General features: G+C 44.1%; 17 protein-coding genes and 7 tRNA genes. 20 read left to right on the top strand and 4 right to left on the bottom strand.

The window, feature by feature from the left end:
• The first annotated feature begins 65 nt into the window (after positions 1 to 65).
• Positions 66 to 1355 carry a serine--tRNA ligase gene (gene serS, locus ACRRS1_RS12445; protein ID WP_432452867.1) on the top strand — a complete coding sequence of 430 codons (1290 nt, stop codon included), beginning with the start codon at positions 66 to 68 and terminating at the stop codon, positions 1353 to 1355.
• Positions 1356 to 1394: 39 nt separating this feature from the next.
• Here the strand turns inward: serS and ACRRS1_RS12440 are convergent, their stop codons facing one another.
• The 3 genes from ACRRS1_RS12440 to ACRRS1_RS12430 are packed head-to-tail and all read right to left on the bottom strand — an operon-like array spanning position 1395 to position 4560.
• A complete protein-coding gene (locus ACRRS1_RS12440; protein ID WP_432452868.1) occupies positions 1395 to 1724 on the bottom strand; it encodes a TusE/DsrC/DsvC family sulfur relay protein in 330 nt (109 codons plus the stop codon).
• A 45-nt stretch (positions 1725 to 1769) separates the two neighbouring features.
• Positions 1770 to 3842 carry an FUSC family membrane protein gene (locus ACRRS1_RS12435; RefSeq protein WP_432452869.1) on the bottom strand — a complete coding sequence of 691 codons (2073 nt, stop codon included), beginning with the start codon at positions 3840 to 3842 and terminating at the stop codon, positions 1770 to 1772.
• Between the two features lie 52 nt (positions 3843 to 3894).
• Entirely contained in the window at positions 3895 to 4560 is a 666-nt protein-coding gene (locus ACRRS1_RS12430) for a Bax inhibitor-1/YccA family protein (protein ID WP_432452870.1), read from the bottom strand.
• A gap of 290 nt (positions 4561 to 4850) precedes the next feature.
• Here ACRRS1_RS12430 and ACRRS1_RS12425 point away from each other — a divergent pair, with 290 nt between their 5' ends.
• From ACRRS1_RS12425 to ACRRS1_RS12345, 17 genes are all read left to right on the top strand, one after another.
• The gene (locus ACRRS1_RS12425; protein WP_432452871.1) at positions 4851 to 5768 is read left to right on the top strand and encodes a manganese-dependent inorganic pyrophosphatase; all 918 of its coding nucleotides are present in this window, start codon (positions 4851 to 4853) and stop codon (positions 5766 to 5768) included.
• A gap of 902 nt (positions 5769 to 6670) precedes the next feature.
• Complete coding sequence (gltB, locus tag ACRRS1_RS12420) at positions 6671 to 11320, top strand: glutamate synthase large subunit (RefSeq protein WP_432467695.1); 4650 nt, start codon at positions 6671 to 6673, stop codon at positions 11318 to 11320.
• Between the two features lie 9 nt (positions 11321 to 11329).
• Entirely contained in the window at positions 11330 to 12820 is a 1491-nt protein-coding gene (locus ACRRS1_RS12415) for a glutamate synthase subunit beta (protein WP_432467696.1), read from the top strand.
• Positions 12821 to 12977: 157 nt separating this feature from the next.
• Positions 12978 to 13068: transfer RNA gene (locus ACRRS1_RS12410), tRNA-Ser, on the top strand.
• A 614-nt stretch (positions 13069 to 13682) separates the two neighbouring features.
• The gene (gene uvrY, locus ACRRS1_RS12405) at positions 13683 to 14327 is read left to right on the top strand and encodes a UvrY/SirA/GacA family response regulator transcription factor (protein WP_432452874.1); all 645 of its coding nucleotides are present in this window, start codon (positions 13683 to 13685) and stop codon (positions 14325 to 14327) included.
• 72 nt (positions 14328 to 14399) lie between these two features.
• The gene (uvrC, locus tag ACRRS1_RS12400; protein WP_439036014.1) at positions 14400 to 16160 is read left to right on the top strand and encodes an excinuclease ABC subunit UvrC; all 1761 of its coding nucleotides are present in this window, start codon (positions 14400 to 14402) and stop codon (positions 16158 to 16160) included.
• 43 nt (positions 16161 to 16203) lie between these two features.
• Positions 16204 to 16758, top strand: a complete 555-nt coding sequence (pgsA, locus tag ACRRS1_RS12395; protein WP_432456176.1) for a CDP-diacylglycerol--glycerol-3-phosphate 3-phosphatidyltransferase — start codon at positions 16204 to 16206, stop codon at positions 16756 to 16758.
• Positions 16759 to 17384: 626 nt separating this feature from the next.
• A tRNA-Gly gene (locus ACRRS1_RS12390) sits at positions 17385 to 17460 on the top strand.
• Positions 17461 to 17489: 29 nt separating this feature from the next.
• A tRNA-Cys gene (locus ACRRS1_RS12385) sits at positions 17490 to 17563 on the top strand.
• 18 nt (positions 17564 to 17581) lie between these two features.
• Positions 17582 to 17668: transfer RNA gene (locus tag ACRRS1_RS12380), tRNA-Leu, on the top strand.
• Positions 17669 to 18021: 353 nt separating this feature from the next.
• Positions 18022 to 18097, top strand: a tRNA-Gly gene (locus tag ACRRS1_RS12375).
• Between the two features lie 17 nt (positions 18098 to 18114).
• A tRNA-Cys gene (locus ACRRS1_RS12370) sits at positions 18115 to 18188 on the top strand.
• 700 nt (positions 18189 to 18888) lie between these two features.
• Positions 18889 to 19113 (top strand): hypothetical protein, encoded by a 225-nt coding sequence (locus ACRRS1_RS12365; RefSeq protein WP_432452876.1) that lies wholly within the window; start codon positions 18889 to 18891, stop codon positions 19111 to 19113.
• Positions 19114 to 19414: 301 nt separating this feature from the next.
• A tRNA-Leu gene (locus ACRRS1_RS12360) sits at positions 19415 to 19501 on the top strand.
• A gap of 310 nt (positions 19502 to 19811) precedes the next feature.
• Positions 19812 to 20792, top strand: a complete 981-nt coding sequence (locus tag ACRRS1_RS12355) for an alpha/beta hydrolase (protein WP_432467698.1) — start codon at positions 19812 to 19814, stop codon at positions 20790 to 20792.
• A 147-nt stretch (positions 20793 to 20939) separates the two neighbouring features.
• Positions 20940 to 21449 (top strand): hypothetical protein, encoded by a 510-nt coding sequence (locus ACRRS1_RS12350; RefSeq protein WP_439035996.1) that lies wholly within the window; start codon positions 20940 to 20942, stop codon positions 21447 to 21449.
• Positions 21446 to 21811: an allophanate hydrolase-related protein gene (locus ACRRS1_RS12345; protein WP_432452879.1), complete on the top strand. Its 366-nt coding sequence runs from the start codon at positions 21446 to 21448 to the stop codon at positions 21809 to 21811. The genes ACRRS1_RS12350 and ACRRS1_RS12345 overlap by 4 nt, the downstream gene beginning before the upstream one ends.
• Here the strand turns inward: ACRRS1_RS12345 and ACRRS1_RS12340 are convergent.
• Positions 21797 to 22417: a LysE family translocator gene (locus tag ACRRS1_RS12340; RefSeq protein ID WP_432452880.1), complete on the bottom strand. Its 621-nt coding sequence runs from the start codon at positions 22415 to 22417 to the stop codon at positions 21797 to 21799. The genes ACRRS1_RS12345 and ACRRS1_RS12340 overlap by 15 nt on opposite strands.
• 358 nt (positions 22418 to 22775) lie before the next feature.
• Between ACRRS1_RS12340 and nosP the strand changes: the two genes are divergently transcribed.
• The gene (nosP, locus tag ACRRS1_RS12335) at positions 22776 to 23942 is read left to right on the top strand and encodes a nitric oxide-sensing protein NosP (RefSeq protein WP_432467699.1); all 1167 of its coding nucleotides are present in this window, start codon (positions 22776 to 22778) and stop codon (positions 23940 to 23942) included.
• A gap of 5 nt (positions 23943 to 23947) precedes the next feature.
• A complete protein-coding gene (locus ACRRS1_RS12330) occupies positions 23948 to 25096 on the top strand; it encodes a diguanylate cyclase (protein ID WP_432467700.1) in 1149 nt (382 codons plus the stop codon).
• Positions 25097 to 25412 lie beyond the last annotated feature (316 nt).

Genomic DNA, 25412 nt, shown 5'->3' with positions numbered 1-25412 from the left:
GCTAACTAGCAATTGCAAGCCGCATCCACTGTTTTTTACTCATTGAATTGGAAGTAGGTTATTGAATGTTAGACGCTAATTTGTTGCGAAGCGATATAGAGAGCACTGCTCAGCGCTTAAAAACTCGAGGATTTGAACTAGATGTAGCTCGTTTGACGACTTTAGAGAGTCGCCGTAAAGAATTACAAGTTCTTACCCAAGAACTGCAAAATGAGCGTAACACTCGTTCCAAATCCATCGGGCAAGCGAAAGGGCGCGGCGAAGACATTGCCCCCTTGTTAGCCGAAGTTGGCCAATTAGGTGAAAAGCTCGATGCTGCTAAAGCCGAATTAAATGCGCTATTAGACGAAATTAAAGATTATTCTCTAGCGGTGCCTAATCTACCGCATCCGAGCGTACCGCTTGGTAAAGATGAGTTGGAAAATGTAGAGCTGCATACCTGGGGCGAGTTGCCGAGCTTTGACTTTGAGCTGAAAGATCATGTGGATGTTGGCTCCGATTTACAAGGTTTAGATTTTGCTAATGCGGTCAAAATTAGTGGCTCTCGTTTTATTGTCATGAAGGGTAAAATTGCTAAGCTGCATCGCGCTATTGCTCAATTGATGCTTGATACGCATACCGAAGAGCATGCATATCAAGAGATGTACGTACCTTACTTGGTTAATGCTGATTCACTCTACGGTACTGGTCAGTTGCCTAAGTTTGGTAAAGATCTGTTCCATACCCAGCCTGCAACAGAAGAAGGGATCGGCATGAGTCTGATCCCAACTGCCGAAGTGCCCTTAACTAATATGTTGCGCGATAGTATTGTGGAAGAAGCCGAGTTGCCGATCCGTATGACCGCTCATACGCCTTGTTTTAGAAGCGAAGCGGGTTCTTATGGGCGAGATACACGCGGTCTGATCCGCCAACACCAATTTGATAAAGTTGAAATGGTTCAATTGGTTCATCCCGAAAAATCTTACGCAGCCTTAGAAGAAATGCGTCAACATGCAGAAAATATTCTACAAAAACTGAACTTACCTTACCGTGTGGTGACTTTGTGTACTGGTGATATGGGCTTTGGTGCAGCGAAAACTTACGATTTAGAAGTGTGGGTTCCTGCGCAAAATACTTACCGTGAAATCTCATCGGTGTCTAACTGTGAAGATTTTCAAACTCGTCGAATGCAGGCTCGGTTCCGTCCTAATGGCGCTAAAAAGCCAGAGTTATTACATTCATTAAATGGTTCTGGTTTGGCGGTGGGTCGCACCCTAGTAGCAATTTTAGAAAATTATCAAAACGCAGATGGTAGCATTACTATTCCAGAAGCATTAGTTCCCTATATGGGCGGGCTAGAACGAATTAGTGTATAGTTTCATAGAATTATAAAAAAAGCGCCCGAGGCGCTTTTTTTATATGCATTTGACTGGTTTGGGTAAGCCCGCAATTTTTGTGGCCTGCTTGGCGGGCCCATCGGGAAATAATTTATATAAGTAGCGGCTATTGCCTTTGTCGGGGCCAAACTTTTTGGCCATTGCTTTGACTAAGGCACGCATTGCAGGGGAGGTATTAAACTCTAGGTAGAAATTTCTTACAAATATGACGACTTCCCAGTGGGCTTCACCCATCTCGATACCTTCTCGTTGGGCAATATGTGCTGCGAGCTCTTTTGACCATGCCTCTAAGTCGAGTAAGTAGCCATTCTTGTCAGTTTGATAACGCTGCCCATTAAACTCAATCATTGTGTCTTAATAAACCTTTTGAATCACTATAAGTTGCCGCTAAGTTTACCATCGACCATTTAATAATAATTGGCGAATTTGCTGTAAGTCTTTGCATATTAGTTGTAACTGGTAAGCAATTAGCAATTCGTCACCGACTAGTTTTGGCAATAATTTATTGATTTCGGTAAGTAGTCGCTCATGTTGTGGTTTTAAACTGGGTCGCTGGTCAGAAAATAATAGTAGGTAATCGTGCATTAGCTCCAACTCGCCATTTATTTGCTCGCCTAATTTAGCCAATTGATTCGCCGCATATCCAGATTGTAATTGGCTTCGATGGGTTGATAAGGCTGACAAGTGAGATAGTAAATTGTGGCTCATACCAACTAAGTGGTAGAGATCAGGAGAAAGTCGACGTTTGTCACTAGGCTCGGCTAGCATGTATTGCCAATGACGAACCAATTCGGCCTCGCTTTGATAAGCGTGGTAACGATTTAAGCGAAATTCGGTGCTTTCTGCCGGAGACGTACTGAAATATTGCTGGAAAATGGCACCTTGATAAGCTGCTATATTGGCAAATAGTTGACTCACAATTTTACGGCTGATCTTATGTTGCCAGTCAGGCCAGAAATAACGCATTGATGCTAAAGCCATTAACGCGCCAATCAAGGTGACAATGGTTCTAATGGTTAGAGCTTCATTGGCGGGATAACCTTGTAAATCCAGAGACATTGCAACAAAAATGGTGATAAAAGCCACTGAAATTGCATAGTTGAAATGAAAAAATAAAAAAAACATCAACACTAATATCGGCAGCAAACCGATACTCACTGAATCGGGAAGGTTTAAATAACTTAAACCTGCGGCGACAAATACTCCTGCGATGGTTCCGAATACCCGTTTCCCAACTCGCTTTTTAGTCTCATGGTAGTTGGGCTTAATGACTAATAGACAACTTAGCATCAACCAAAATGCGTGCTCGTCATTCATGATCAAGATTAAACCATAGGCAATCACCATGGTGCAGGCCATTCGCAAGGCGTGACGATTGACCTGTAGCTTTAGATCAAAAGCTTGTTGTAAATATTGTTTTATCGATAGGGTCTTAAAAGGAGAAAACCGATTTTCTGGTTCGGGAAAAGCTTGTTCGTTAAAGCACAATGCAGTGACTTTTTTTAAGTTTTTTAATAAATATTCAAAACGAGGAGGCAACAGGGGAAGTTGTGCTCGTTGTTCTTCTAAGGTATCGATGGCTTGATTGAGTTGTAATTCTACATCTTTGTCAAGTTGACTGGCACCAATGGCTCGTGCGATACGGACCATGATGGCTCGGGTGTCAGTTAACAATTGCCGAGGAAGAACGTTTTGTAGCCGCTCATAGTCGAGGTGAGATGAGTTGAGCCTTTCGTGGAGTAGCTGCGCTTTAAAAAATCGGTCCATCTGGCTAGAGCCCACCAGCTGCTTATTCCGTTGCTGATAAACGTAAAGGCCGTGACGAATCACCCCGAGTTGCTCTGCAATGTCTGCACTTTGGCGAGTTAAGCGGACCTGGATGTCGCTGATATTAGCCCCCCGTCGAAATAAACGAGTTTTGGTCAGTTGATAAAGACTAATTTGCCGAAATACTTGAGCCAGTTGCGCATCTAACCAGCGATTAGGGGCGACAGCATTAGCAACTAAGGAGAGTAGCGCATAACAGAGCGCACCTAATACCAACCACAGAGGTTGCATCCATGGGTTGCTGTAAGTGCTATATCCCAGCATGGTATAAATACCAATTATCAACGAACACATGGCAATGGAGCCATACTTTTGTCCTAAAACAGGCATTCGCATAAACAAGTAGGTGGAACTGAATAAGCCAATAGCAAACAGCCAAGGCCAGGGGTAAAGCAAGGTCACGGAAATGCAGGCGAGGGTAAAGCACCCCATCATTAGCAGGGTACTTTGTAGGCGCTGCTGGTAAAAGTCGGGACTATCAGCTAATCCTGCGGCAACGACCCCAAGGGTTAGGGATATTGCCAGTTCCAAGTCAAACACTAGACTTAGGCTTAGCATTAAGATCGCAAGACTCGCGGCCTTTAATGCCACAGCCCAATTTAAGCTGGAGGGATCGATTTTATATTTAACTAAAGCCATAAATGAAAACGCCCCGTATAAAACAGGGCGTGGGTATCCTTACCTAGTCGACTTAGTCGTCGTTTAAAAAGCCTAAAATGTGGAGTAGTGATATAAAGATATTAAACACATCTAAGTACAAACGAATGGTTGCGCTGATGTAATTTGTTTCGCGACCGCTGATAATATCGCTGGTGTCATACAAAATATAACCAGAGAATAGCAACACACACGCACCGCTGATAGTGAGACTTAGCATTGGTACATGCAAAAATATGTTCAGTAGGCTAGCAACCACAAGAACGATCAAACCGGCGAATAAGAAGCCGCCCATGAATGAAAAATCTTTCTTGGTGGTCAGCACATAACCGGATAAGCCAAAGAAGACCAAACCGGTCATTCCCAAGGCTTGCATCACAATCGCAGTACCTTGCGGAAACTGTAGGTAATGGGTCAGTAGCGGACCTAATGAGCCCCCCATAAGGGTGGTGAATACAAAAGTCCACACAAGTCCCATCGAAGAGTTGATGCTACGGGGGAGGACAAACCACACAATTCCCATCGCACCAAGCATCATTACCATTGATGCCATAGAGCCGATACCGGCAATGACCGCAAAAAATGCTGCAAGAGCACTGGTAAACAAGGTCATCGATAGTAAGGCGTAGGTATTACGCAAAACCTTATTGGTTTCCAGTGTCGATGCAGCGCTATAGTTTATCGTGCTGGGCTGATTCATTATTTCACTCCGTATTATGACTGAGTTAATGGTAAGTTTTGATAGAATGAATTTCTAGTATAACGATATTTTTGCTAAAGAGAATCAAATCTAAGATCTAAAACCGTACCGCTGGTTGATTAGAATGTCACAAAAACATATAGATAGCTGCTTGTTGTTGATTCTTGAGAGCGTTTTGCGACTAGATAATACGAAGGCACAGTTGCACTCCATGGCGCATAGCCCTATGATCACCGCTAACAGGGCGCTTTGCCTTAATCCTTAATCGTTCAAAGTGAGACGGATAACCAATGTTAGTTTTAGGACACACTAATCCAGACTGTGACAGTATTGCTGGCGCAATATCTTTAGCAGAGTTATTAACGAAGCAAGGCACACCAGCAACTGCTATAGCTCAAGGCGCACCGAACCCTGAAGCGCAATTTTTACTTGATAAAATTGGCTTTGACGCGCCTGAGATCCGCAGCGAAATTGCTGGTGAAGAAGTCTGGTTAATTGATTACTCTGATTGGGGGCAAGCTCCTAAAGATGCTAAAAAAGCGTCTATTCGCGGTATTGTTGATCACCATAAACTGGGTGATATTACGACGGCGGAACCACTAGAATGTTGGATCCGTCCCGTGGGTTGTAGCTGTACGATTGTTTATAGCATGTACCAAGCAGCTAATATTACGCCAAGTAAAGAAGCCGCAACTTTAATGTTAGGTGCTATTTTAAGTGATACCGTTAAGTTTAACTCCCCTACTTACACCCCTGTAGACCGTCAAGCCGCCGAGGCTTTGGCTGAACTTGCTGGGGTTAGCGATATCAATGCTTTTGCTGACGAACAGTTTGCAGCTAAATCAGACGTGGCTTCTGTAGCCGCTGAAGAATTGGTGTTACGCGATCAGAAGGTTTACGAAATTAATGGTAAACAGTTTGCTATCGCTCAGTTGGAACTTACGTCGGTAAAACCAGTGCTTGCGCGTTTAGATGAGTTGGAAACAGCTCTCGTTGCGCTAAAGCAAGCCAATGGTTATCACACCGCTTTAGTGTTGCTAACAGATATTACAACTTTGAATTCAACGGGTTTAATTTGTAGTGATGAAGCAGAGCTTGTTGCCAGTACTCTAGGTGGCAAACTTGAGGGGAGTGTGATTGATTTACCTGGCGTGGTAAGCCGTAAGAAGCAGGTCATGCCGCCTCTACAGCGCCAATTTGACGTCTAGTCTGCATATCTTGTACTTTTAAAAGCCAGCGCAGAGTCGCTGGTTTTTTTATGTTTAAAATATGGGAGAGTCGATAGAGAAAGCTTGAAAGGCTTCTTTCTATTATACGGGCAAGTATTTTTAACACTCTTTAGATGAATATACCCGCAGACTTTTATCATTCTTGGATGCGTTTAAATAAGTCGTGTCCGCCGCGATGATTTACTTTTTAATGGTGAACTGTATTGACAGACTCCAATTTGTATGATGAATTGATGGGCAGGCAAAAAAACTAATACCAATCTGATTAATTACATGACCAGCTTATTGAGCAAATAAATCTGCTGATAACGAACCATGAAGCGCAGTAATTCGTGGCTCTAATCACAAGATACATAACGCTGTTGTGGTGATTTAGGCTAGCAAGAATGAACAGATCATGACTTAGATTGATATAAGGTGAGTCCTTTGGTTTGTATTTAGTACAAAATCTATCACGAAAGGGCTTTCTGCCAGATCATAGTCTGCGCTGTTGGCAAATTACGTTATTTTATTACCTTTGTGATTTATTTGACCTTTGTTAACTATTGATAGTGAATTTTTCTGCACAAAATGTGAAAAAAAACTCGTTTTTTTAGTTTGTTATGGACTATTTTGAAAAAAAAATGCGTTTTATTTCAAATCAAGTCTGAAATTCGCTTTATATCTGTGGTAGCATTTCCTTTACTTTCGTGACGAATGGATTAACTCCTGCGTTATTGAATGCTGTTGTTTTGGAGGTTTAAAGGATAATCATCTAACAAAGGCGATTGTTCACACATCATCGATAGATGGCGTGGCTCCTCTTTAAATGAAAATACTATTGAAGTGAGCAGTCTCACGGTCTGAATAACTTCAATATAGCAGTAAATAGGAATTACTGGATGACAAACATAACTCAACACAATAAGAGCCTTTATCGGCCTGAATTCGAACACGATAGCTGTGGTATCGGATTTGTTGCCCATTTAAAAGGGCGAAAAAGTCATGATGTGATCGAAAACGCATTGACTATGCTAACTTGCATGGAGCATCGTGGCGGCACTGGGTGTGACGTCGATAGTGGAGACGGCGCTGGTATTCTCATTCAGCTTCCTCACGAGTTTTTCAAAGAAGAAGCAACTCAACTGGGTTTCGCTTTACCGAATCCCGGTGAGTATGGCGTGGGCATGGTTTACTTTCCTGCTGATGAAGCCATTCGTCGTGAATGTCGAGAAATTTTAAATCGAAATATTAATAAACTTGGTCTAAGTCTACTAGGCTACCGTGTGGTGCCTAAGGACAATTCTAGTTTGGGTCAAGCATCACTTGACAATGAACCTAAAATTGAACAAGTTTTTGTGGCTCGTCCTGCGAATATTGACCAACAAGTATTCGAACGTAAACTGTTTGTGTTACGTAAATACTCGCTACACTTGGCTGACGCCACAGTTACTGGTGTCGATGAAAGCTTTTATATGGCCTCGATGTCATCGCGAACCATCGTTTATAAAGGTCAGTTAACCACGGCGCAAGTACGAAAGTACTATTTGGATTTACAGGATCCGCGTGTGGTATCGGCCATTGCCATGTTCCATTCTCGTTTCTCAACCAATACTTTCCCCGCGTGGCGTTTAGCGCAACCGTTCCGTTACATCGCTCATAATGGTGAAATTAACACGGTGAAGGGCAACGTGAACTGGATGCGAGCACGTGAATCTTTGCTTGCAAGTGTTAATTTTAGCAAAGAAGAGCTGGATATGATTCATCCAGTGTGTGATATCACGCGTTCAGATTCAGCTAACTTAGACATGTGTGTTGAGTTGCTGGTATTGAGTGGTCGTCCGCTTGAGCAAGTGATGATGATGGTGGTTCCGGAAGCTTGGCAAACTCAAGAAAACATGGACCCAGTGAAACGTGCATTTTACGAGTATTACTCTTGTATCATGGAACCTTGGGACGGCCCAGCTTCTATTTCTTTTACCAATGGTAAAGTGATTGGTGCAACACTGGATCGAAACGGTTTGCGTCCATCACGTTATTTAGTGACCGACGATGGCCTAGTTGTGATGGGCTCAGAAACCGGTGCTTTAGTGGTTGATCAGTCTAAAGTGGTCCAAAAAGGCCGTTTACAGCCCGGTAAAATTTTCATTGCTGATTTAGAGCAAGGTCGCATCATCGCCGATGATGAAGTAAAACACACGGTTTGCTCGAAGCAACCCTATGGAAAATGGGTTGAAGAAAATAAAATTGTTATCGACGACCTGCCTCTTCCTGATGGATATAACGATCGTTTTGCCACTTTGCATAGTTTAGCCAAGCGTCAAAAAGCATTTGGTTATAGTCAAGAAGACGTTAATGCGGTTTTGAAGCCAATGGTCGGTACCACTAAAGAGCCGCTTGGCGCGATGGGAACGGATACACCATTGGCGGTGTTATCGGATAAAAACCCACATTTATCCCATTATTTCAAACAGTTGTTTGCTCAGGTCACCAATCCGCCTATCGATCCTATTCGTGAAGAGATGGTGATGTCGTTACGTACCTATGTGGGTGCGGATTTAAATTTATTGGAAGAGACACCGTTACACTGCCGTAAAGTTGAAATTAAGCAACCGGTGTTAACCAATGATCAATTGGCCAAGTTACGAAGTATTGACCATAACCACTTCCAAGCGGCGACGATTCACACCACTTTCCATGCCTCTGGCGAAGAGGGTGAACTAGAAAAGGCGTTAGAGCGGATTTGTCGACATGCAAAAGATGCCGTGGATGATGGTTTCTCGATATTAATTTTGAGTGACCGTAAAGTTGATAGCGACCACGCGGCTGTACCTTCAGTACTCGCGACAGCGGCGGTTCACCATTACTTAATTCGAGAAGGTATTCGCGCTCATGCCGATTTAGTCGTTGAATCGGGCGATATTCGTGAAACTCATCATTTTGCCACGGTATTAGGTTATGGTGCGGCAGCGGTTAACCCATATTTGGCGATAGAAACCTTGCTCGATATGCGAGACCAGGCAATCATCGATAGTAGTTTATCTAATGACGCGGTGATCTCGCGTTATACCTATGCAATTAATAGTGGTTTGTTGAAGATCTTCTCTAAAATGGGAATATCTACGTTGCAATCCTATCAAGGTGCACAAATCTTTGAAGCGCTCGGTATTAACTCTGAGGTTGTGAGCAAGTATTTCACTGGTACCGTGACCCGTATTGAAGGCATGGATTTAGATTCGATTGCTACGGAAGCCTTAAATCGACATCGCGAAGGTTTTCCGACGGATGATAATCCATTTAGGGACTTGATCTTAAGCACTGGCGGCGATTATGCCTGGCGAAAAGATGGCGAGCGTCATTTATTTAATCCAACCACGATCCGTTTATTGCAAAATGCATCTTCGACCAATAACTATCAAGTATTTAAAGAATATGCGGCAGAAGTTGATCATCAGGCGAAAGAAGCATTCACCTTGCGTGGCTTACTTAAATTTAAGTCCGATCGCCCTAGTGTTCCATTACATGAAGTGGATTCAGCTGAAACGATCCTAAAACGTTTCGCTACTGGTGCGATGAGTTTTGGTTCAATTTCTTGGGAAGCGCATACCACCTTAGCCATTGCCATGAATCGCATTGGTGGCAAGAGTAATTCTGGTGAGGGCGGTGAAGATCCGATTCGTTTCGAACCGATGGAGAATGGCGACTCAATGATCTCTAAGATCAAACAGGTTGCATCGGGTCGTTTTGGGGTAACTAGTCATTATTTGGCGAATGCCGAAGAATTACAGATCAAGATGGCGCAGGGCGCTAAGCCTGGTGAAGGTGGTCAACTTCCTGGTGATAAGGTGGATGCATGGATTGGTAAAACCCGTGGTTCAACGCCAGGTGTGGGTCTCATTTCACCCCCACCACACCACGATATTTATTCAATCGAAGATTTAGCTCAGCTTATTTACGATTTGAAAAATGCTAACCGTGATGCTCGGATTAACGTTAAGTTAGTGTCTGAAGCGGGTGTTGGTACGATTGCTTCGGGTGTGTGTAAAGGCTACGCCGATGTGGTATTGATCGCTGGCTACGATGGTGGTACGGGTGCATCTCCTCTGAGCTCTATTAAACATGCTGGGTTACCATGGGAATTAGGTTTAGCTGAAACGCATCAAACCTTGATTCAGAATAAATTACGCAGTCGTATTACGGTACAGGCCGATGGTCAACTAAAAACACCTCGTGATTTGGCGGTCGCCACTTTGCTAGGTGCCGAAGAGTGGGGGGTGGCTACCGCAGCACTTGTTGTTGAAGGCTGTACGATGATGCGTAAGTGTCATTTAAATACTTGCCCAGTTGGGATTGCCACTCAAGATCGCCGTTTACGTGAACGTTATGCTGGTCAAGTTGATCATGTGGTCAACTTCTTCAAGATGATGGCGGAAGGTTTACGAGAAATTATGGCTGAACTTGGTTTTCGCAGCATCAATGAGATGGTTGGGCAAAGCCAATGTTTGACTCAGCGTGATGACATTGATCACTGGAAGTACAAAGCGGTTGACCTATCGCCAATCTTGTATAAAGCAGAAGTGGATGGTGACGAGACACTTTATCGTAGCCAAGAGCAGAAGCATTTGATTCACGATATTGTTGATCGTGAGTTAATTAAACAAGCCAGCGAAGCCTTAGAAAGTGGTAAAGCGGTAGCGCTTAGTTCTCCAATTATTAATACCAACCGAAGTGTGGGTACGATGTTGTCGAACGAAATCTCGAAACGTTATGGCTCAGAAGGGCTACCGGAAGATACTATTAAGGTTAAATTTAACGGTAGCGCAGGCCAAAGTTTTGGGACCTTTGCAGCGAAAGGTATTAAGTTTGAGTTAGAAGGCGATGCTAACGATTACTTCGGCAAAGGTTTATCCGGCGCGAAGCTAATTGTTTATCCTGATCGCAAAGCTCCATTTGAAGCACGTAACAATATTATTGTTGGTAACGTGGCCTTCTTTGGCGGTACCTCAGGCGAAGCCTATATTCATGGGATTGCAGGAGAGCGTTTCTGTGTCCGTAACTCTGGGGTCACTGCCATTGTCGAAGGTGTTGGTGATCATGGTTGTGAATATATGACTGGCGGTAAGGCGATTATTCTTGGCGAAACTGGTCGTAACTTTGCAGCAGGGATGTCTGGTGGGGTCGCCTATGTGCTCGACCGTAGTCAGCAGTTTGCTTCGCGTTGTAACATGGAAATGGTCCGACTTGGTGGCATTGAAGATGCCGCAGAAGCTGCCGAGCTGAAAGATTTGCTTGAAAAACATCTCGCTTATACGGGCTCAGACGTTGCCAAAGAATTGCTAGCCGATTGGGACAAGGCTCTGGCTATGTTTGTTCGCGTCATGCCAACGGACTATGAACGGATGCAAGACTACATGAAGCAGGCGAAAGCCACGGGTGACTATGAAACCGATTATGATGTCGCGGTTGCAGCATTCGATATGCACTTAGACAGTGTTGCCCAAGCAAAAAAAGCCAAGGCTGAACAAGCCAAACAAAAAGCTGAAGCGGTTTAGGAGAGAGACATGGCAAATCCAACAGGATTTATGGAAATAGATAGGAAGCTATCGGCAGACCGCGATCCAGCAGAACGTTTGATAGATTGGTTAGAAGTGAAATCGCCCATGAGCGAACAAGCTGTCAAAGACCAAGCTTCTCGTTGTATGGATTGTGGGATCCCGTTTTGTCATTCTGGTGACTCAGCTTACGCTCCGCGCGTGGCTGGTTGTCCGATTAATAACTTGATCCCCGAGTGGAATGATTTGGTTTATCGTGGTCGTTGGAAGGATGCTATCGACCGTTTACACAAAACCAATAACTTTCCTGAGTTTACAGGGCGAGTGTGTCCGGCACCTTGTGAAGACTCCTGTGTGCTTGGGATTAATGCGCCACCAGTAACCATTAAAAGTCAGGAAGTAAATATTATTGAGCGCGCATTTAAGGAAGGTTGGGTTAAACCAAATATTCCCAAGTGCCGCAGTGGTAAAACAGTGGCTGTAATCGGCTCAGGACCCGCTGGCTTAGCGGCAGCAGCTCAGCTTAATTCTGCTGGTCATCAGGTCACGGTATTTGAACGAGCCGATCGTATTGGTGGATTGCTGATGTATGGCATTCCAAATATGAAGCTGCAAAAAGAAATTGTCGAGCGCCGTATCGATATCATGCGAGAAGAAGGGATTACTTTTAAAACTTCGGTTGAAGTTGGCAAAGATATTTCAATTAACCGCCTAGATGAAGACTTCGACGCGCTACTCATTGCTACCGGCGCAACAGTACCTCGGGATCTGCCTGTCCCCGGTCGTGAGTTAAATGGGGTTCATTTCGCGATGGAGTTCTTAGCGAAAAATACCAAGAGTCTATTAGACAGCCAACTCAAAGATGGTCAATTCATCAGCGCTAAAGATAAGCATGTGGTGGTAATTGGTGGGGGTGATACAGGGACTGACTGTGTCGGTACCTCATTACGTCATGGTTGTAAGAGTGTGATTCAATTAGAAATTATGCCTCAACCACCGTTGGAACGTGGGCAAGACAATCCATGGCCAGAGTTTAAGCGTACCTTGAAACGCGACTATGGTCAGGATGAAGCGATTGCCATCCAAGGTGAAGATCCTCGTCGCTACTTGGTTATGACGCAAAAAATGGTCGGCAATGAACAGGGCGATGTCAGCGCTATTCATACCACCAAGATTAATTGGGTTAAAAATCCAAATGGGCAAATGATCCCAGAGCCAATTAAGGGCAGTGAAGAAGTGCTTAAGGCTGACTTAGTATTACTGGCGATGGGCTTTATGGGTCCAGAAGCAGGGATTATTGATAGCTTAGGCGTAGAGAAAGACGAACGTTCCAACGCAAAAGCCGTTTATGGCCAATATGCGACCAATGTAAGCGGTGTATTTGCTGCGGGTGATGCGCGTCGTGGCCAGAGCCTCATTGTATGGGCGATTAATGAAGGTCGTGGTGCAGCGAAAGCAATTGATACCTTCTTAATGGGTAAGAGTTACTTACCTTCGTAAGCGACGGCATTCAAGGCCATCAAATAACCCAGCTTCGGCTGGGTTATTTGTGACCAACGACGACTTGGTTTCGCGACAAAGCAGTTGATTTTCAAAAAAACCATAAAAGACAGTTTACAAGCGCAAATTTGCTAGGTAATATGCGCCCCGTTGCTGCGGAGGGGTGGCAGAGTGGTCGAATGCACCGGTCTTGAAAACCGGCAAGGGTTAATAGCCCTTCGAGAGTTCAAATCTCTCCTCCTCCGCCATTTTGAAAAACCATGCATTTGCATGGTTTTTTTGTTTATAGCGCCATCCGATTTTAGCTCTCCCATTAAACTGCACTCGAATAAATTTCTTTCCAGCCTTTCAAAATAATATCAATCGGATTCATTATATGATCAACTTATTGCGCAGAATAAATCTGCCGATAACCTGGCTTGATGTGCAGTAACTAGTGGCTCTAATGACAAAACACACCACGCAGTTAGCGGTGATTTAAGCCAGCAAGAATGAACAGATAATGAGTTAGATTGGTATCAGTCCTTGAGTTATGCCTGCTTCAACTATCGGTTTGTCGAACACCGCTAAAACTGCAGTTGTCATTAGAGTGCTTCGTTATAGGTGTTCACCAGTCTTAACAGTACCTTATGTATGATAAGTGACCGAGTTGGCTAAGGTTATTTTGTTGCTGATTTATTGTACGACAACTTCGTTTCAATCAACTAAAAAGTGAATAAGCAAAGATCTACGCATAACTTATAAAGTTTAACGCTTTAAATTCTCATCTTGATGGGATATAACGTCTGCTGCGTAGGTAAATTGAAGCCTGCCAACCCGCCCAATTAGTTGATTGATGTTTTAGTTACAGCGGAGAGAACGCTTGATAAACGTATTTCTGGTTGACGATCATGAGCTAGTGCGTACAGGGATCCGTCGCATTTTAGAAGACGTTAGAGGATTTAAAGTCGTTGGTGAAGTCGAGAGCGGTGAGAAAGCCGTTCAATGGTGTCGAAATAACCAAGCCAATGTTATCCTAATGGATATGAACATGCCTGGTATTGGGGGCCTAGAAGCTACGCGTAAAATATTACGCTATGATCCAGATGCCAAAATTATTGTATTAACTATACATAGCGAAAACCCATTCCCAACCAAAGTGATGCAGGCAGGGGCATGTGGTTATTTAACCAAGAGTGCCGCGCCGGACGAAATGCTAAAAGCAATTCGAGCGGTTAATTCTGGCCAACGTTACTTGTCTCCAGAAATTGCGCAACAAATGGCCTTAAGTCAGTTTAGTCCTGCGGAAGACAATCCTTTTCAACATTTATCAGAGCGTGAATTACAAATCATGTTGATGATAACCAAAGGTGAAAAAGTTACCGATATTTCTGAGCAGCTTAATCTTAGCCCTAAAACTGTGAATTCTTACCGTTACCGTTTATTTAGTAAACTCGATATTAACGGCGACGTGGAGTTAACTCATTTAGCTATTCGTCACGGTATGATTGATACTGACAAGTTGTAAGTTGTTTTGACTGACTCTATTTTTGATAGTAAAACCTTTTTAAGTCAAGTTTCTGAGTCTAGCGGCATATACATGATGTATAACGCCGCAGACGAGGTGATTTATGTTGGTAAAGCGAAGTCTTTAAAAAAACGTTTAACCAGTTATTTTCGAAAAACGGTCGATAGCAAGAAAACCCGCGCCTTAGTCACTAACATTGCCCGAATTGAAGTTACGGTCACTCATACCGAGACCGAAGCTTTGATTTTGGAGCACAATTTAATTAAGAAATATCTGCCTAAATATAATGTATTATTGCGAGATGATAAGTCTTACCCTTATATTTTAATTAGTCAGCATAAACATCCACGGATCTCGATGCATCGCGGTGCTAAACGGGCCAAAGGACACTATTTTGGACCTTACCCTAACGGCAGCGCAGTGCGTGAAAGTTTGCACTTGATGCAGAAATTATTTCCGATCCGCCAGTGCAGTGATAGTGAATATGCCAATCGTCAGCGCCCCTGTCTGCAATACCAGTTAAAACGCTGTTCTGCACCTTGCGTCAACTTAGTGAGCGAGCAAGACTATTGCCAGCAGGTCGAGCTGGCTAGCCTCTTCTTAAAAGGTAAAAGCCAGCAGGTGATTAATCAGTTGGCAGATAAGATGTCACAGGCGAGTGAACAACTTCAGTTTGAAGCCGCTGCGACTTTTCGCGATCAAATTCAAGCCTTACGTAAAGTGCAGGAACAACAATTTGTGAGCGGTAATACAGCCCAAAGTGATGTGCTGGGTTTCGCGTTTAGAAATGGCATTGCGGTGGTGCATCTACTGTTGATCCGTGACGGTCAAGTGTTAGGTAGTCGTTCGTATTATCCAAAGGTCCCCAAACAAACTGAACTCCCCGAGGTATTGCGTAGTTTTGTTATTCAGTACTATCTCTCTGAGCAGCGCAAGGGCAACCAGCCGAATGAAGTGTTGTTACCTGATGTCGAAGGAGACTGGCCAGAGATTGAAAATGCGATAGAAATCGAATTGGGTGTGAAAGTTAAACTGAGTATCCCAAAACGTGGCGAAAAGTTTAGATTTGTTGCTTTAGCAAATACTAATGCTGAAAATGCATTATTAACCAAGCTCAACCAGGAAGCGACAATTCATCATCGGGTGACTGAGCTTGAGAGTTTGCTTAAACGAGATACGCCAATTAAACGGATGGAATGTTTCGATATTAGTCATACGCAAGGCGAACGTACGGTAGCTTCTTGTGTGGTGTTTGATCGCCAAGGACCGAATAAATCTGAATATCGACGATTTAATATTGAAGGTATTACTGGGGGGGATGACTACGCTGCAATGGCACAAGCACTGAAACGTCGTTATCAAAAAGCCCAATTAGCTGAAAAAATGCCCGACATTTTGTTTATCGATGGCGGAAAAGGTCAGTTATCGGCGGCTTTTGCTAGTATTGAGCCGTTGAACTTGGTACCGATGCCTTTGTTGGTGGGGGTCGCGAAGGGGACGACTCGTAAACCTGGTTTGGAAACATTGCTTATCGGTAAGGCAATGACCGAGTTACATTTACCCAGTGATTCAGCTGCGCTGCACTTAATTCAACATATTCGAGATGAAAGTCATCGCTTTGCCATTACAGGACACCGTAACCGTCGCGACAAGGCTCGCAAGACCAGTATCTTAGAAGAGATCCCCGGGATCGGTGCGAAACGTCGTCAAGCTTTGTTGACTCATTTAGGTGGAATGCAGCAAATGAAGAGTGCAAGTGTTGATGAATTGAAAAAAGTACCGGGAATTAGCCCTGCATTGGCGCAAAAAATCCATGATACGTTGCATCACTAAGCAAGATTAGGCAACATAGCGCCAGTAGTTTTATAAATGAAAAATAATGATAAATATACCAAATATACTAACCGCGTTTAGAGTTGTGTTGATTCCGTTTTTTTTGGTCGCCTTTTACCTTCCGGTAGAGTGGGGAATGTTAGCTGCAGCATTTATTTTTGGTTTAGCGGCAGCAACTGATTACTTAGATGGCTACTTAGCACGCAGGCTTGGCCAAACCACACCCTTTGGTGCCTTTTTGGATCCTGTGGCGGATAAGGCGATGGTGGTCGCTGCATTGGTGGTATTGGTTGAACATTATCAGTCGATGTGGATAACCATTCCCGCTTTAATCATGATATCTCGAGAAATTATAATTTCTGCGTTACGCGAATGGATGGCTGAACTTGGTAAACGCTCTAGTGTTGCGGTTTCTTGGATCGGTAAATATAAAACCGCGGCGCAAATGGCTGCGATAACTGGATTAACCGCTCAGCTTAATCCTTTGATCGATCAACTTAGTTTTGGGCTCTTTTTTGCCGCCACTGTACTTACCTTGTGGTCAATGATCAGTTATTTGGTTTTAGCATGGCCAGATTTACGACAAAGTGGCCAATAAATAGCGGCTTTCGACTAAAAATCAGGCGAACAGTTAGAAAGTTGGAAAAAGACTGTTGACGTAAAGATTTAGCTCGCTAAAATGCACAGCACATTCAGCGGGAACGCAGTTCTCTGGTGGATTTAGCGAAACGACTTAGGGAATTGTTTAGTGTTTTAAGTACGGAGCAACTTCGGTTGAAGGCTCAGTTTACTAAACAGTAAAATAAGTTAAGCGGCACTAGCTCAGTGTGGGTATAGAGAGTAGCGCAACCTTGGTTGAACTCTGATTCATGCTAAATAGTGATTGTAAGTTAAGCGGCACTGGCTCAGTGTGGGTATAGAGAGTAGCGCAACCTTGGTTGAACTCTGATTCACGCTAAATAGTGATTGTAAGTTAAGCGGCACTAGCTCAGTGTGGGTATAGAGAGTAGCGCAACCTTGGTTGAACTCTGATTCACGCTAAATAGTGATTGTAAGTTAAGCGGCACTAGCTCAGTGTGGGTATAGAGAGTAGCGCAACCTTGGTTGACTCTGATTCACGCTAAATAGTGATTGTAAGTTAAGCGGCACTAGCTCAGTGTGGGTATAGAGAGTAGCGCAACCTTGGTTGACTCTGATTCACGCTAAATAGTGATTGTAAGTTAAGCGGCACTAGCTCAGTTGGTAGAGCGCAACCTTGCCAAGGTTGAGGTCATCGGTTCGAACCCGATGTGCCGCTCCAAATTTACAGTAATAGAAAAACCATAGTATGGCGGGTTGGCAGAGTGGCTATGCAGCGGATTGCAAATCCGTGGACCTCGGTTCGACTCCGGGACCCGCCTCCATTACTATAAAATTGTGTCGCCCGGGTGGTGAAATTGGTAGACACAAGGGATTTAAAATCCCTCGTCTGAAAGGACGTGCCGGTTCAAGTCCGGCCCCGGGCACCAACTCCTTCTTTGAGTTGAGATTAAGCGGCACTAGCTCAGTGTGGGTATAAAGAGTAGCGCAACCTTGGTTGACTCTGATTCATACTAAATAGTGATTGTAAGTTAAGCGGCATTAGCTCAGTGTGGGTATAAAGAGTAGCGCAACCTTGGTTGACTCTGATTCATACTAAATAGTGATTGTAAGTTAAGCGGCATTAGCTCAGTGTGGGTATAAAGAGTAGCGCAACTTTGGTTGACTCTGATTCATACTAAATAGTGATTGTAAGTTAAGCGGCACTAGCTCAGTGTGGGTATAAAGAGTAGCGCAACCTTGGTTGAACTCTGATTCATACTAAATAGTGATTGTAAGTTAAGCGGCACTAGCTCAGTTGGTAGAGCGCAACCTTGCCAAGGTTGAGGTCATCGGTTCGAACCCGATGTGCCGCTCCAAATTTCTAAAACTGCGTGGCGGGTTGGCAGAGTGGCTATGCAGCGGATTGCAAATCCGTGGACCTCGGTTCGACTCCGGGACCCGCCTCCATATTGCAGTAGTAACCAGCATTGAAGCTGGTTTTTTTGTGTCTGCTATTCCAACATTCCGCTTCGCTCTAAGCCTTATGGCAATCTGCAAAATGAACTGGTCAGGTCAATCCATTTCCTAGAACACATCTTTTCGACCTGCTGCGTGCATTGCAAAAACCTATTCCATGCTGCATAAACGTGTCAACAAATTCATCATAATCACTGCAGCTTTGATTGGCTAGGCGGTGTTGGCTTAACCAACTCTATACCTGTTCTATAGGGTTTAACTCTGGGGAGTATGGTGATAGTTTGATGATAGTGACGTTATTAAATTGATTGGCAATATCTTTCGTATGCCATCCTGCGCCATTCACAACAAGGGCTGACGTCCCTGTTCTGTGACTAATGGTATTTGCTTTAAATGTTCTATCATATGTCTTTATTGGCCTAAGGGACGACGATAGCCTCACCAGGTTGAACCAAATAGATAGGCATACTCAACTTCAAATTGTTGTTGCTTCACCGCTCTTGGGCGCTTTCCTCTTTCAGCCCATAAATTGCTTTTTGTTGCCCAAATCTGGCTTCATCCTGAAACCACTCATCAACCCACTCTAGAGCCTTATGCCCTAGGATTTTAAGGGTCGTTTCGAGTTTCAATTTTTTAAAATAGTCCTGTGTTTCTTGAAATTACTTAAGGCGTTTAGAGCGGGAAGTTATCTATGAAAGCCCATATGGTCGAGCAGACAATAGATGGAGTCTGGGTGGTCATGCTTGCCAAATTCTTTCACGACATAAGCGTGGATATTGGCATCTGTCAGTCGTCCACTTTGTGCATTATGAGCTTTGTCTTTGATATTGAACCAATTGCTCTCTTTGCTCAAAAGTTAAAAACGGTAGCCTTCTGGTTTTTGGTTTTTCCTGAAGTCTTACCAAGCCTTAATTAGGTCATGTTTTTACTTAGCTTGGTATAAACTAGCGAAGTTAAACGCAGAGTTCAGCATCAATAATCTCGCTTTATTGATCTATCACTGCAGCAGTATTAAACATTTTCCGTGATGACGCTAAATAGTGAGGCCTGATTTACATCTGTTCAATTGGCGGTGCCGAGAAGCAGAATTAGCCATGCAGATCGCTTTTTGAGCACTTGAACAAAAATCTTTAATTTATGGTTGACTCATTTTTTGAATACGTTAAAGTACGCCTCGTTCTCAGGCAATCGCGCTGAGACGAAGATTTAAACTTTTTGCCCGGGTGGTGAAATTGGTAGACACAAGGGATTTAAAATCCCTCGTTTGAAAGGACGTGCCGGTTCAAGTCCGGCCCCGGGCACCAATTCAAAAAAGCCAGTAGCATTTGCTACTGGCTTTTTTACATCTTTCGCTCAAGTGTTTATTTGTGGTGCCAGTCGTCGAGTATTTAAGCTAGCGCTAATTGGCATTAAAAAATGCCGCCATGTGTACAACATGCGACTTCAATTCTTACATTATCTCTTAGACTTACCACGAGTCGCTTTATGATGCATTTATCCCGGTTAGTCAGAATTTAACTAATTTAAATGGCAACGGCGTTTGTTGTTATTGGCCTATGCGGGCTAAAGTAGCAAGTATCGAAGGGGTGAGGAGGACGAGCAATGGAAAGCAGCATGATAAACTTATTTGTGACCAGCTTAGTCATCGTAATGATTGTTGGCTTGAGCGTATTGTGTTTGATTCTGATCCCGCAGGTTCCAAGCCGAGTCGAGAACCATTCAGGACTCGATTATAAACGACTGACTCAGGTAAAGTGCTTAGCCAAGTGCTCGCGTTATATTGCAATAGATGGGACTTCCCTAGATTATCGGTATTATCCAGCGGATAGTGACATCGTTTTGATCTTGTTACATGGCTCTGGATGGCACAGTGGCTATCTGGAGCCTTTAGCCTCTCATCTTGCTCGCCAAGGTATCGCGAAGGTTTATACGCCGGATTTACGGGGTCATGGGATGAATCCATGTCGTCGTGGTGATGTGGATTATATTGGTCAATATAATGATGACTTGACTGATTTCATTGATTTGATTCACGAAGCTTCGCCTCAGACAAAAATCCTGCTGGCAGGACACTCTTCTGGTGGCGGTTTAGCCTTGCGCTTTGCGGGCAGTGCGCCAGAACGAGCCATCGACGGTTATTTATTGTTGGCGCCTTATCTTCACTATCAAGCCCCTACCATGAGGCACAACTCGGGGGGATGGGCTCGCCCCTTTATTCGCCGAATTATTGGCTTAGAGTTGGTGAATCGATTCGGTTTTAAAGCACTTAATCATCTTAAAGTGATTAGCTTTAATCTCCCCAGCGCATTTCGTGATGGCAGCGAAACCGATAGTTATAGTTATCGTTTGAATAAATCCTATGCTCCTAAACATTATCAACGGGAGTTACAAGCGATTAAGGTGCCGCTGTTGTTGGTTGTGGGTCGCCTAGATGAGGCATTCATGGCTGAGCAATACCAAGCATTGATCCGCGCCAACAGTGATGGCGATGTAAGTATCATCGAAGATGTTGGACATTTAGATCTTGTAAGTAATTCCGCGGCAATGCAAGTGATCGGCAAATGGATTTCGGAGCAGTTTAGCGACCATGTCTGAGCTAGTTGGTGGTGTTGCGATCTTTTGAGCGGTATCTTGGCTGTCTAGATATACCGTATATCGTCTCCGTAACAGCATCAGTGAATGAAGGGAGTTGAGCGGCTACCTTGATCAGTGCTTCTGTTGCCAGCACCACACAAATTGCGCATGCATCGATTAGCTAGGACCATCTATGTTGGTTGGATGCCATGGGATTATGGCGCTGCAACGGGCATCGTTAGAAAATGGGCTGATAAATACAATATCAATATCGATATGGTGCAAGTAAACGACTATATCGAGTCAATTAACCAATATACTGCCGGGGTTTTTGCTGCCACGGTAATGACCAGTATGAATGCACTGACCATTCCTACGGCAAGTGGCGTTGATTCCACTGCCTTAATCGTTGGCGATTTCTCTAATGGCAATGATGGGGTGGTGCTGAAAGGTGACAAGTCTTTAGCGGATCTCAAAGGCCAAAAAGTCAATCTAGTTGAGTTAAGTGTTTCCCATTATCTACTCGCGCGTGGTCTTCCCTTTGGGATCATTCAGTTTAGCCAAGCTCTCCATGACCGTAAGTTGCTGAGTATTTCGGCCTTGTTGCTGCAACACAATGGCTGTCCCCTCGGTGCCACCGGACAGCCCTTGCCGCCCTTAGCTGAGCCCACTGCATGACAATTGAGCTGGCAGTCTGTGGCGCACATTTATCCGGTTTGGCCTTAAACCACCAGTTATTGGAACGCGGTGCGAGTCTGCTGAAACAAACCACCAGCGCAAGTTGCTATCGTTTGTATGCACTAGCAGGAGGGCTGCCAGCTCGACCTAGTTTAATTCGCGATGAAGAACAAGGGCAGGCGATTGAAATCGAAGTATGGCATATGCCCAGTGACCAGTTTTTTATAGGGTGTTGCTCACTTGGCTTGGGCAAGGTGGAGCTGGCTGATGGTCAATGGGTGAATAGTTTTATTTGTGAAGGTTATGCGAGTACTTTGGCTGATGCGCTTAGAGAAGTAAGCGCGAAATTAGCTGAATATTAACCAAATTCCTACGCAAATCATCAAACTGCCTGAAATTCGGTTAAGCAAACGAACATTACCACTTTGATTTAAAAACACTCGCAGGGTTTTACCGCCGGTGGCGTAGAGGCTCATACAAACAAATTCTGAAACTAGAATAATTCCCACTAATAGACTCAATTGCAGGCTCAGCGAATAATTGGGTTGGATGAAGGGGGGGAGTAGCGAAATCATAAAAGCCCAACCTTTGGGGTTGGCAATAGCTGTCACAAAACCTTGGATCACCAGTTGTGAGCGTTGCACTTGCTGAGGCTCCGCGATGGTATCCGGGATGGCCATTTTGCCCCTAGAACGCCACATTTGAATCCCTAGGTAGCCGAGATAAGCGCCGCCAATCCATTTCAATATCATAAATACCTCAGGGTAGCGCAACATGATTGCGGCCACCCCTAACACCGCCAAGATAGCGACAATGCCAACCCCTAACATTTCCCCAAGCATCATCCATAAGGTACGACGCAGGCCAATGGTCATACCTAAGGTCATAGCGAGCGTCATACACATGCCCGGGGTTATTGAAACAAAAAAGAAAGTAGGGATAAATATTAATAAAATGGAAAAATCCATATTGATTCCGTAAATTGGCGCCAAGTCACCAGTTTACACAGCTCTGTTTTATGAAAAAAGCGCTATTTGTTGCTAACTGCATTGTTGCTGCATTGAGTGTTCAGTCATTTTCTGGCGGCAGTACCTATACTAAATTTCGTAAAAACCGATTAAGTTGTCACGCACGCTGGTGCTGCGCAAGATTCATGTCAGGGGGAGATGAGGTTAAAAAAACGAGCTAAAAGTCGACTTATCTATTGTCTGAAAATTAACTGAAATGCTAATGCTTGTATATACTTAATTAAAAATAACCTGTAGTCGGCGGTTCTGCTGCGGTCCCAAGCTTATTTGACAAACGCGAGTAATATAGGTGTGCTACATGAAGATAAAAAATGTTAATTTAGGGCAATCGCAAGCCGTCGACGCGGCTGTAGCCGCTGCCGAATTTTATCAAGCTGTGAAGCAGCCTGATATGTCTCTCGTGCTATTTTTTTGTTCTAGCCAATATGACCTTGAACGCTTAAGCCAGGAGATGAACCGCTGGTTTCGAGGCATTCAGGTGATGGGGTGTACCACTGCTGGTGAAATAGGCCCTGTTGGTCTTTTGCAACATAGTCTAGTTGGCGTTAGCTTTGCCGCAGATCATTTTACCGTCGCGTGCGGCTTACTCAATGATTTGCAAAACTTTGAGCGCAATCAGGGGCATCAGTGTGTGCAAAGCTTATTGCAGCAACTCAAAAGTAAAGAGCCGAAATTTGATGCGGCGAATAGCTTTGCATTCATGTTGATTGATGGTTTGTCCAAACAGGAAGAAATGGTGGCGCATGCCCTACAAGATGCCTTGGGAGAGATTGTCTCGCTGGGTGGCTCTGCAGCTGATGATCAACGGTACAGCAATACTTATGTGTTTTTCCAAGGGCAGTTTCATGTTAATAGCGCGGTGCTGATGGTCGTTCACACTCGCTTGCCTTTCATTGTATTTACCACCCATCACTTTGTTGGTAATACCGAACGTTTGGTGGTCACCAAAGCCGATACCCAAAGCCGCAGAGTTATTGAGATTAATGGATTTCCAGCCGCTTCTGAGTACGCGAGATTGGTCGGAGTGGCGGAACACCAGTTGAATAGTGCGGTGTTTGCTGCTTCTCCGATGGTGGTCTTAATTGGTACTTGCGAGTATGTCCGTTCCATTCAGAAGGTTAACTCCGATGGCAGTTTGTCGTTCTTTGGTGCCATCGAAGAGGGCGTTGTCTTTAGAATTGGGGAGAGCGGACACATGCTTGAGAATGTAAGGCACAGCTTGGAGTGCATGACTGAAAAGCTTGGTTCTATTCAGCTGGTGATCGTGTGTGATTGTATTCTACGCAGATTGGAAGCTGTTGAGAAAGGCATTAATCTTTTGATCGCCGAACAACTCGATGCACACCATGCTATCGGCTTTAACAGCTACGGCGAACAATATTACGGTGTCCATATGAACCAGACTTTAACTGGTATTGCGATTGGTTCGACCTCTCAGAACGTGGAAAACAGTCAGTCATGGTGAAACTCTTGTCTCCTTCATATGCGGACTTACAGGCGGAGGTGATCCGTTTAAACAAAATGGTCGAGTCTTTAATGGATCGCGCAGAGTGTGACGCCAGCGCTGTAGAACGAAATTCGGGATTTTATTTATTTCAGACCGCCGCCGCGTTAGAGCAACAAGTGCGTCAGCGTACCCGCCAATTAGAAGCCGCGCTAAAAGAGAACGAAAAAATTAATCGAGTGTTACGCGAAAATGAACGTAATCACCGTTTGTTTCTGGATAACTCCCCGGTATGTATTCATGAAATCGATATGGGTGGCAAAGTTACATCGATGAGTAAAGCCGGGTTGCGGATGCTTCATGTGCAGCAGGAACAGCAAGTGATAGGTTGTTCCTTTTTAAACTTTATAAGTTTTGCTGATAGAGCGCGAGTGGCAGACTTGTTGAAAAGAGCTTATCAGGGGGAAATTGTTCACTTTGAATTTCACCCCATTGCGGCTTATCTCGACACCTTGAAGTCTTGTTTTGTTCCGATCAAGAACAATTTTGGAGATGTGCTCAGAATTATGGGGATCACGGAAGATGTTACCGAGCAGAAAAAGGCCGAAGAAGAGATCCGGGAGCTGGCATTTAAAGATACATTAACCCAATTGCCAAACCGTCGATTATTACATCAGCGCTTGATTCAGACGATGCTTGCTAGCGAGCGCAGTCGTCTTTATACGGCTTTACTGTTTTTAGATCTGGATAATTTCAAACCACTCAATGACCATTTTGGCCATGAAGTGGGTGATGAATTGTTAATTGAAGTGGGTCGACGTATTAGTGCAAGTGTCCGGGCAATGGATACGGTTGCACGGGTGGGGGGAGATGAATTTGTGGTGATGTTGAATGAATTACATTGTAATCGTCAATGTGCGGTCAATCAGGCTGCACTGGTCGCCGAAAAAATTCGCGAAGCGTTGGCTAAACCTTACTTCATTCAGCGGCGAAACGCTGGCAAACAAGCGTCTACGATTGAACATCACTGCAGCTCAAGTATTGGTGTTGCGTTGTTTGTTGGCCTAGAAGTGGCTGAACAGGATATTCTTAAATGTGCCGACGTTGCGATGTATCAGGCAAAGGCGAAGGGGCGTAATGCTGTGGTGTTTTGTTCTCGAAATGAGTCGAGCTAAAATATTGAATTTGTCAGATGAATTGAAAACAACCAAGCTAAGCTTATCAGAGAGCCTCCGACTGCGAGTGACTTCTGTCAGCAAGTAAAGTTGGTTTTTGCCCGGTCTTGTTGAATACCACGATGCTTGCTCTCAAGTGACAGACGGCTTTAGAGCTATCCGCCAACATTGCGTGACCTATTTGAATCATCACTAGGCAAGGTCGGTAAAATTAACACTTAAGCTTAAGTGTCGCGGGTGTATCAATATTGCGATAAATAAATATACAGTTACAGACAGGCTTCCCTGATTTGTTATAAAGTTAAGCTTAATAATA

Origin of the sequence: Agarivorans sp. Z349TD_8 (assembly GCF_050870825.2) — a bacterium.
Classification (GTDB): Bacteria; Pseudomonadota; Gammaproteobacteria; order Enterobacterales; family Celerinatantimonadaceae; genus Agarivorans.
This window is presented reverse-complemented; position numbering and strand designations above follow the sequence as displayed.

Bases quoted from the DNA above. Each gene is read 5' to 3' on its own strand.
- ACRRS1_RS12340 (WP_432452880.1), bottom strand. From the start codon at position 22,417: ATGGATTTTTCCATTTTATTAATATTTATCCCTACTTTCTTTTTTGTT.
- ACRRS1_RS12365 (WP_432452876.1), top strand. From the start codon at position 18,889: ATGAAAGCCCATATGGTCGAGCAGACAATAGATGGAGTCTGGGTGGTC.
- serS (WP_432452867.1), top strand. From the start codon at position 66: ATGTTAGACGCTAATTTGTTGCGAAGCGATATAGAGAGCACTGCTCAG.
- nosP (WP_432467699.1), top strand. From the start codon at position 22,776: ATGAAGATAAAAAATGTTAATTTAGGGCAATCGCAAGCCGTCGACGCG.
- ACRRS1_RS12440 (WP_432452868.1), bottom strand. From the start codon at position 1,724: ATGATTGAGTTTAATGGGCAGCGTTATCAAACTGACAAGAATGGCTAC.
- ACRRS1_RS12425 (WP_432452871.1), top strand. From the start codon at position 4,851: ATGTTAGTTTTAGGACACACTAATCCAGACTGTGACAGTATTGCTGGC.
- uvrC (WP_439036014.1), top strand. From the start codon at position 14,400: ATGATGTATAACGCCGCAGACGAGGTGATTTATGTTGGTAAAGCGAAG.
- ACRRS1_RS12435 (WP_432452869.1), bottom strand. From the start codon at position 3,842: ATGGCTTTAGTTAAATATAAAATCGATCCCTCCAGCTTAAATTGGGCT.
- ACRRS1_RS12355 (WP_432467698.1), top strand. From the start codon at position 19,812: ATGATAAACTTATTTGTGACCAGCTTAGTCATCGTAATGATTGTTGGC.
- ACRRS1_RS12415 (WP_432467696.1), top strand. From the start codon at position 11,330: ATGGCAAATCCAACAGGATTTATGGAAATAGATAGGAAGCTATCGGCA.
- gltB (WP_432467695.1), top strand. From the start codon at position 6,671: ATGACAAACATAACTCAACACAATAAGAGCCTTTATCGGCCTGAATTC.
- ACRRS1_RS12350 (WP_439035996.1), top strand. From the start codon at position 20,940: ATGCATCGATTAGCTAGGACCATCTATGTTGGTTGGATGCCATGGGAT.
- ACRRS1_RS12430 (WP_432452870.1), bottom strand. From the start codon at position 4,560: ATGAATCAGCCCAGCACGATAAACTATAGCGCTGCATCGACACTGGAA.
- ACRRS1_RS12345 (WP_432452879.1), top strand. From the start codon at position 21,446: ATGACAATTGAGCTGGCAGTCTGTGGCGCACATTTATCCGGTTTGGCC.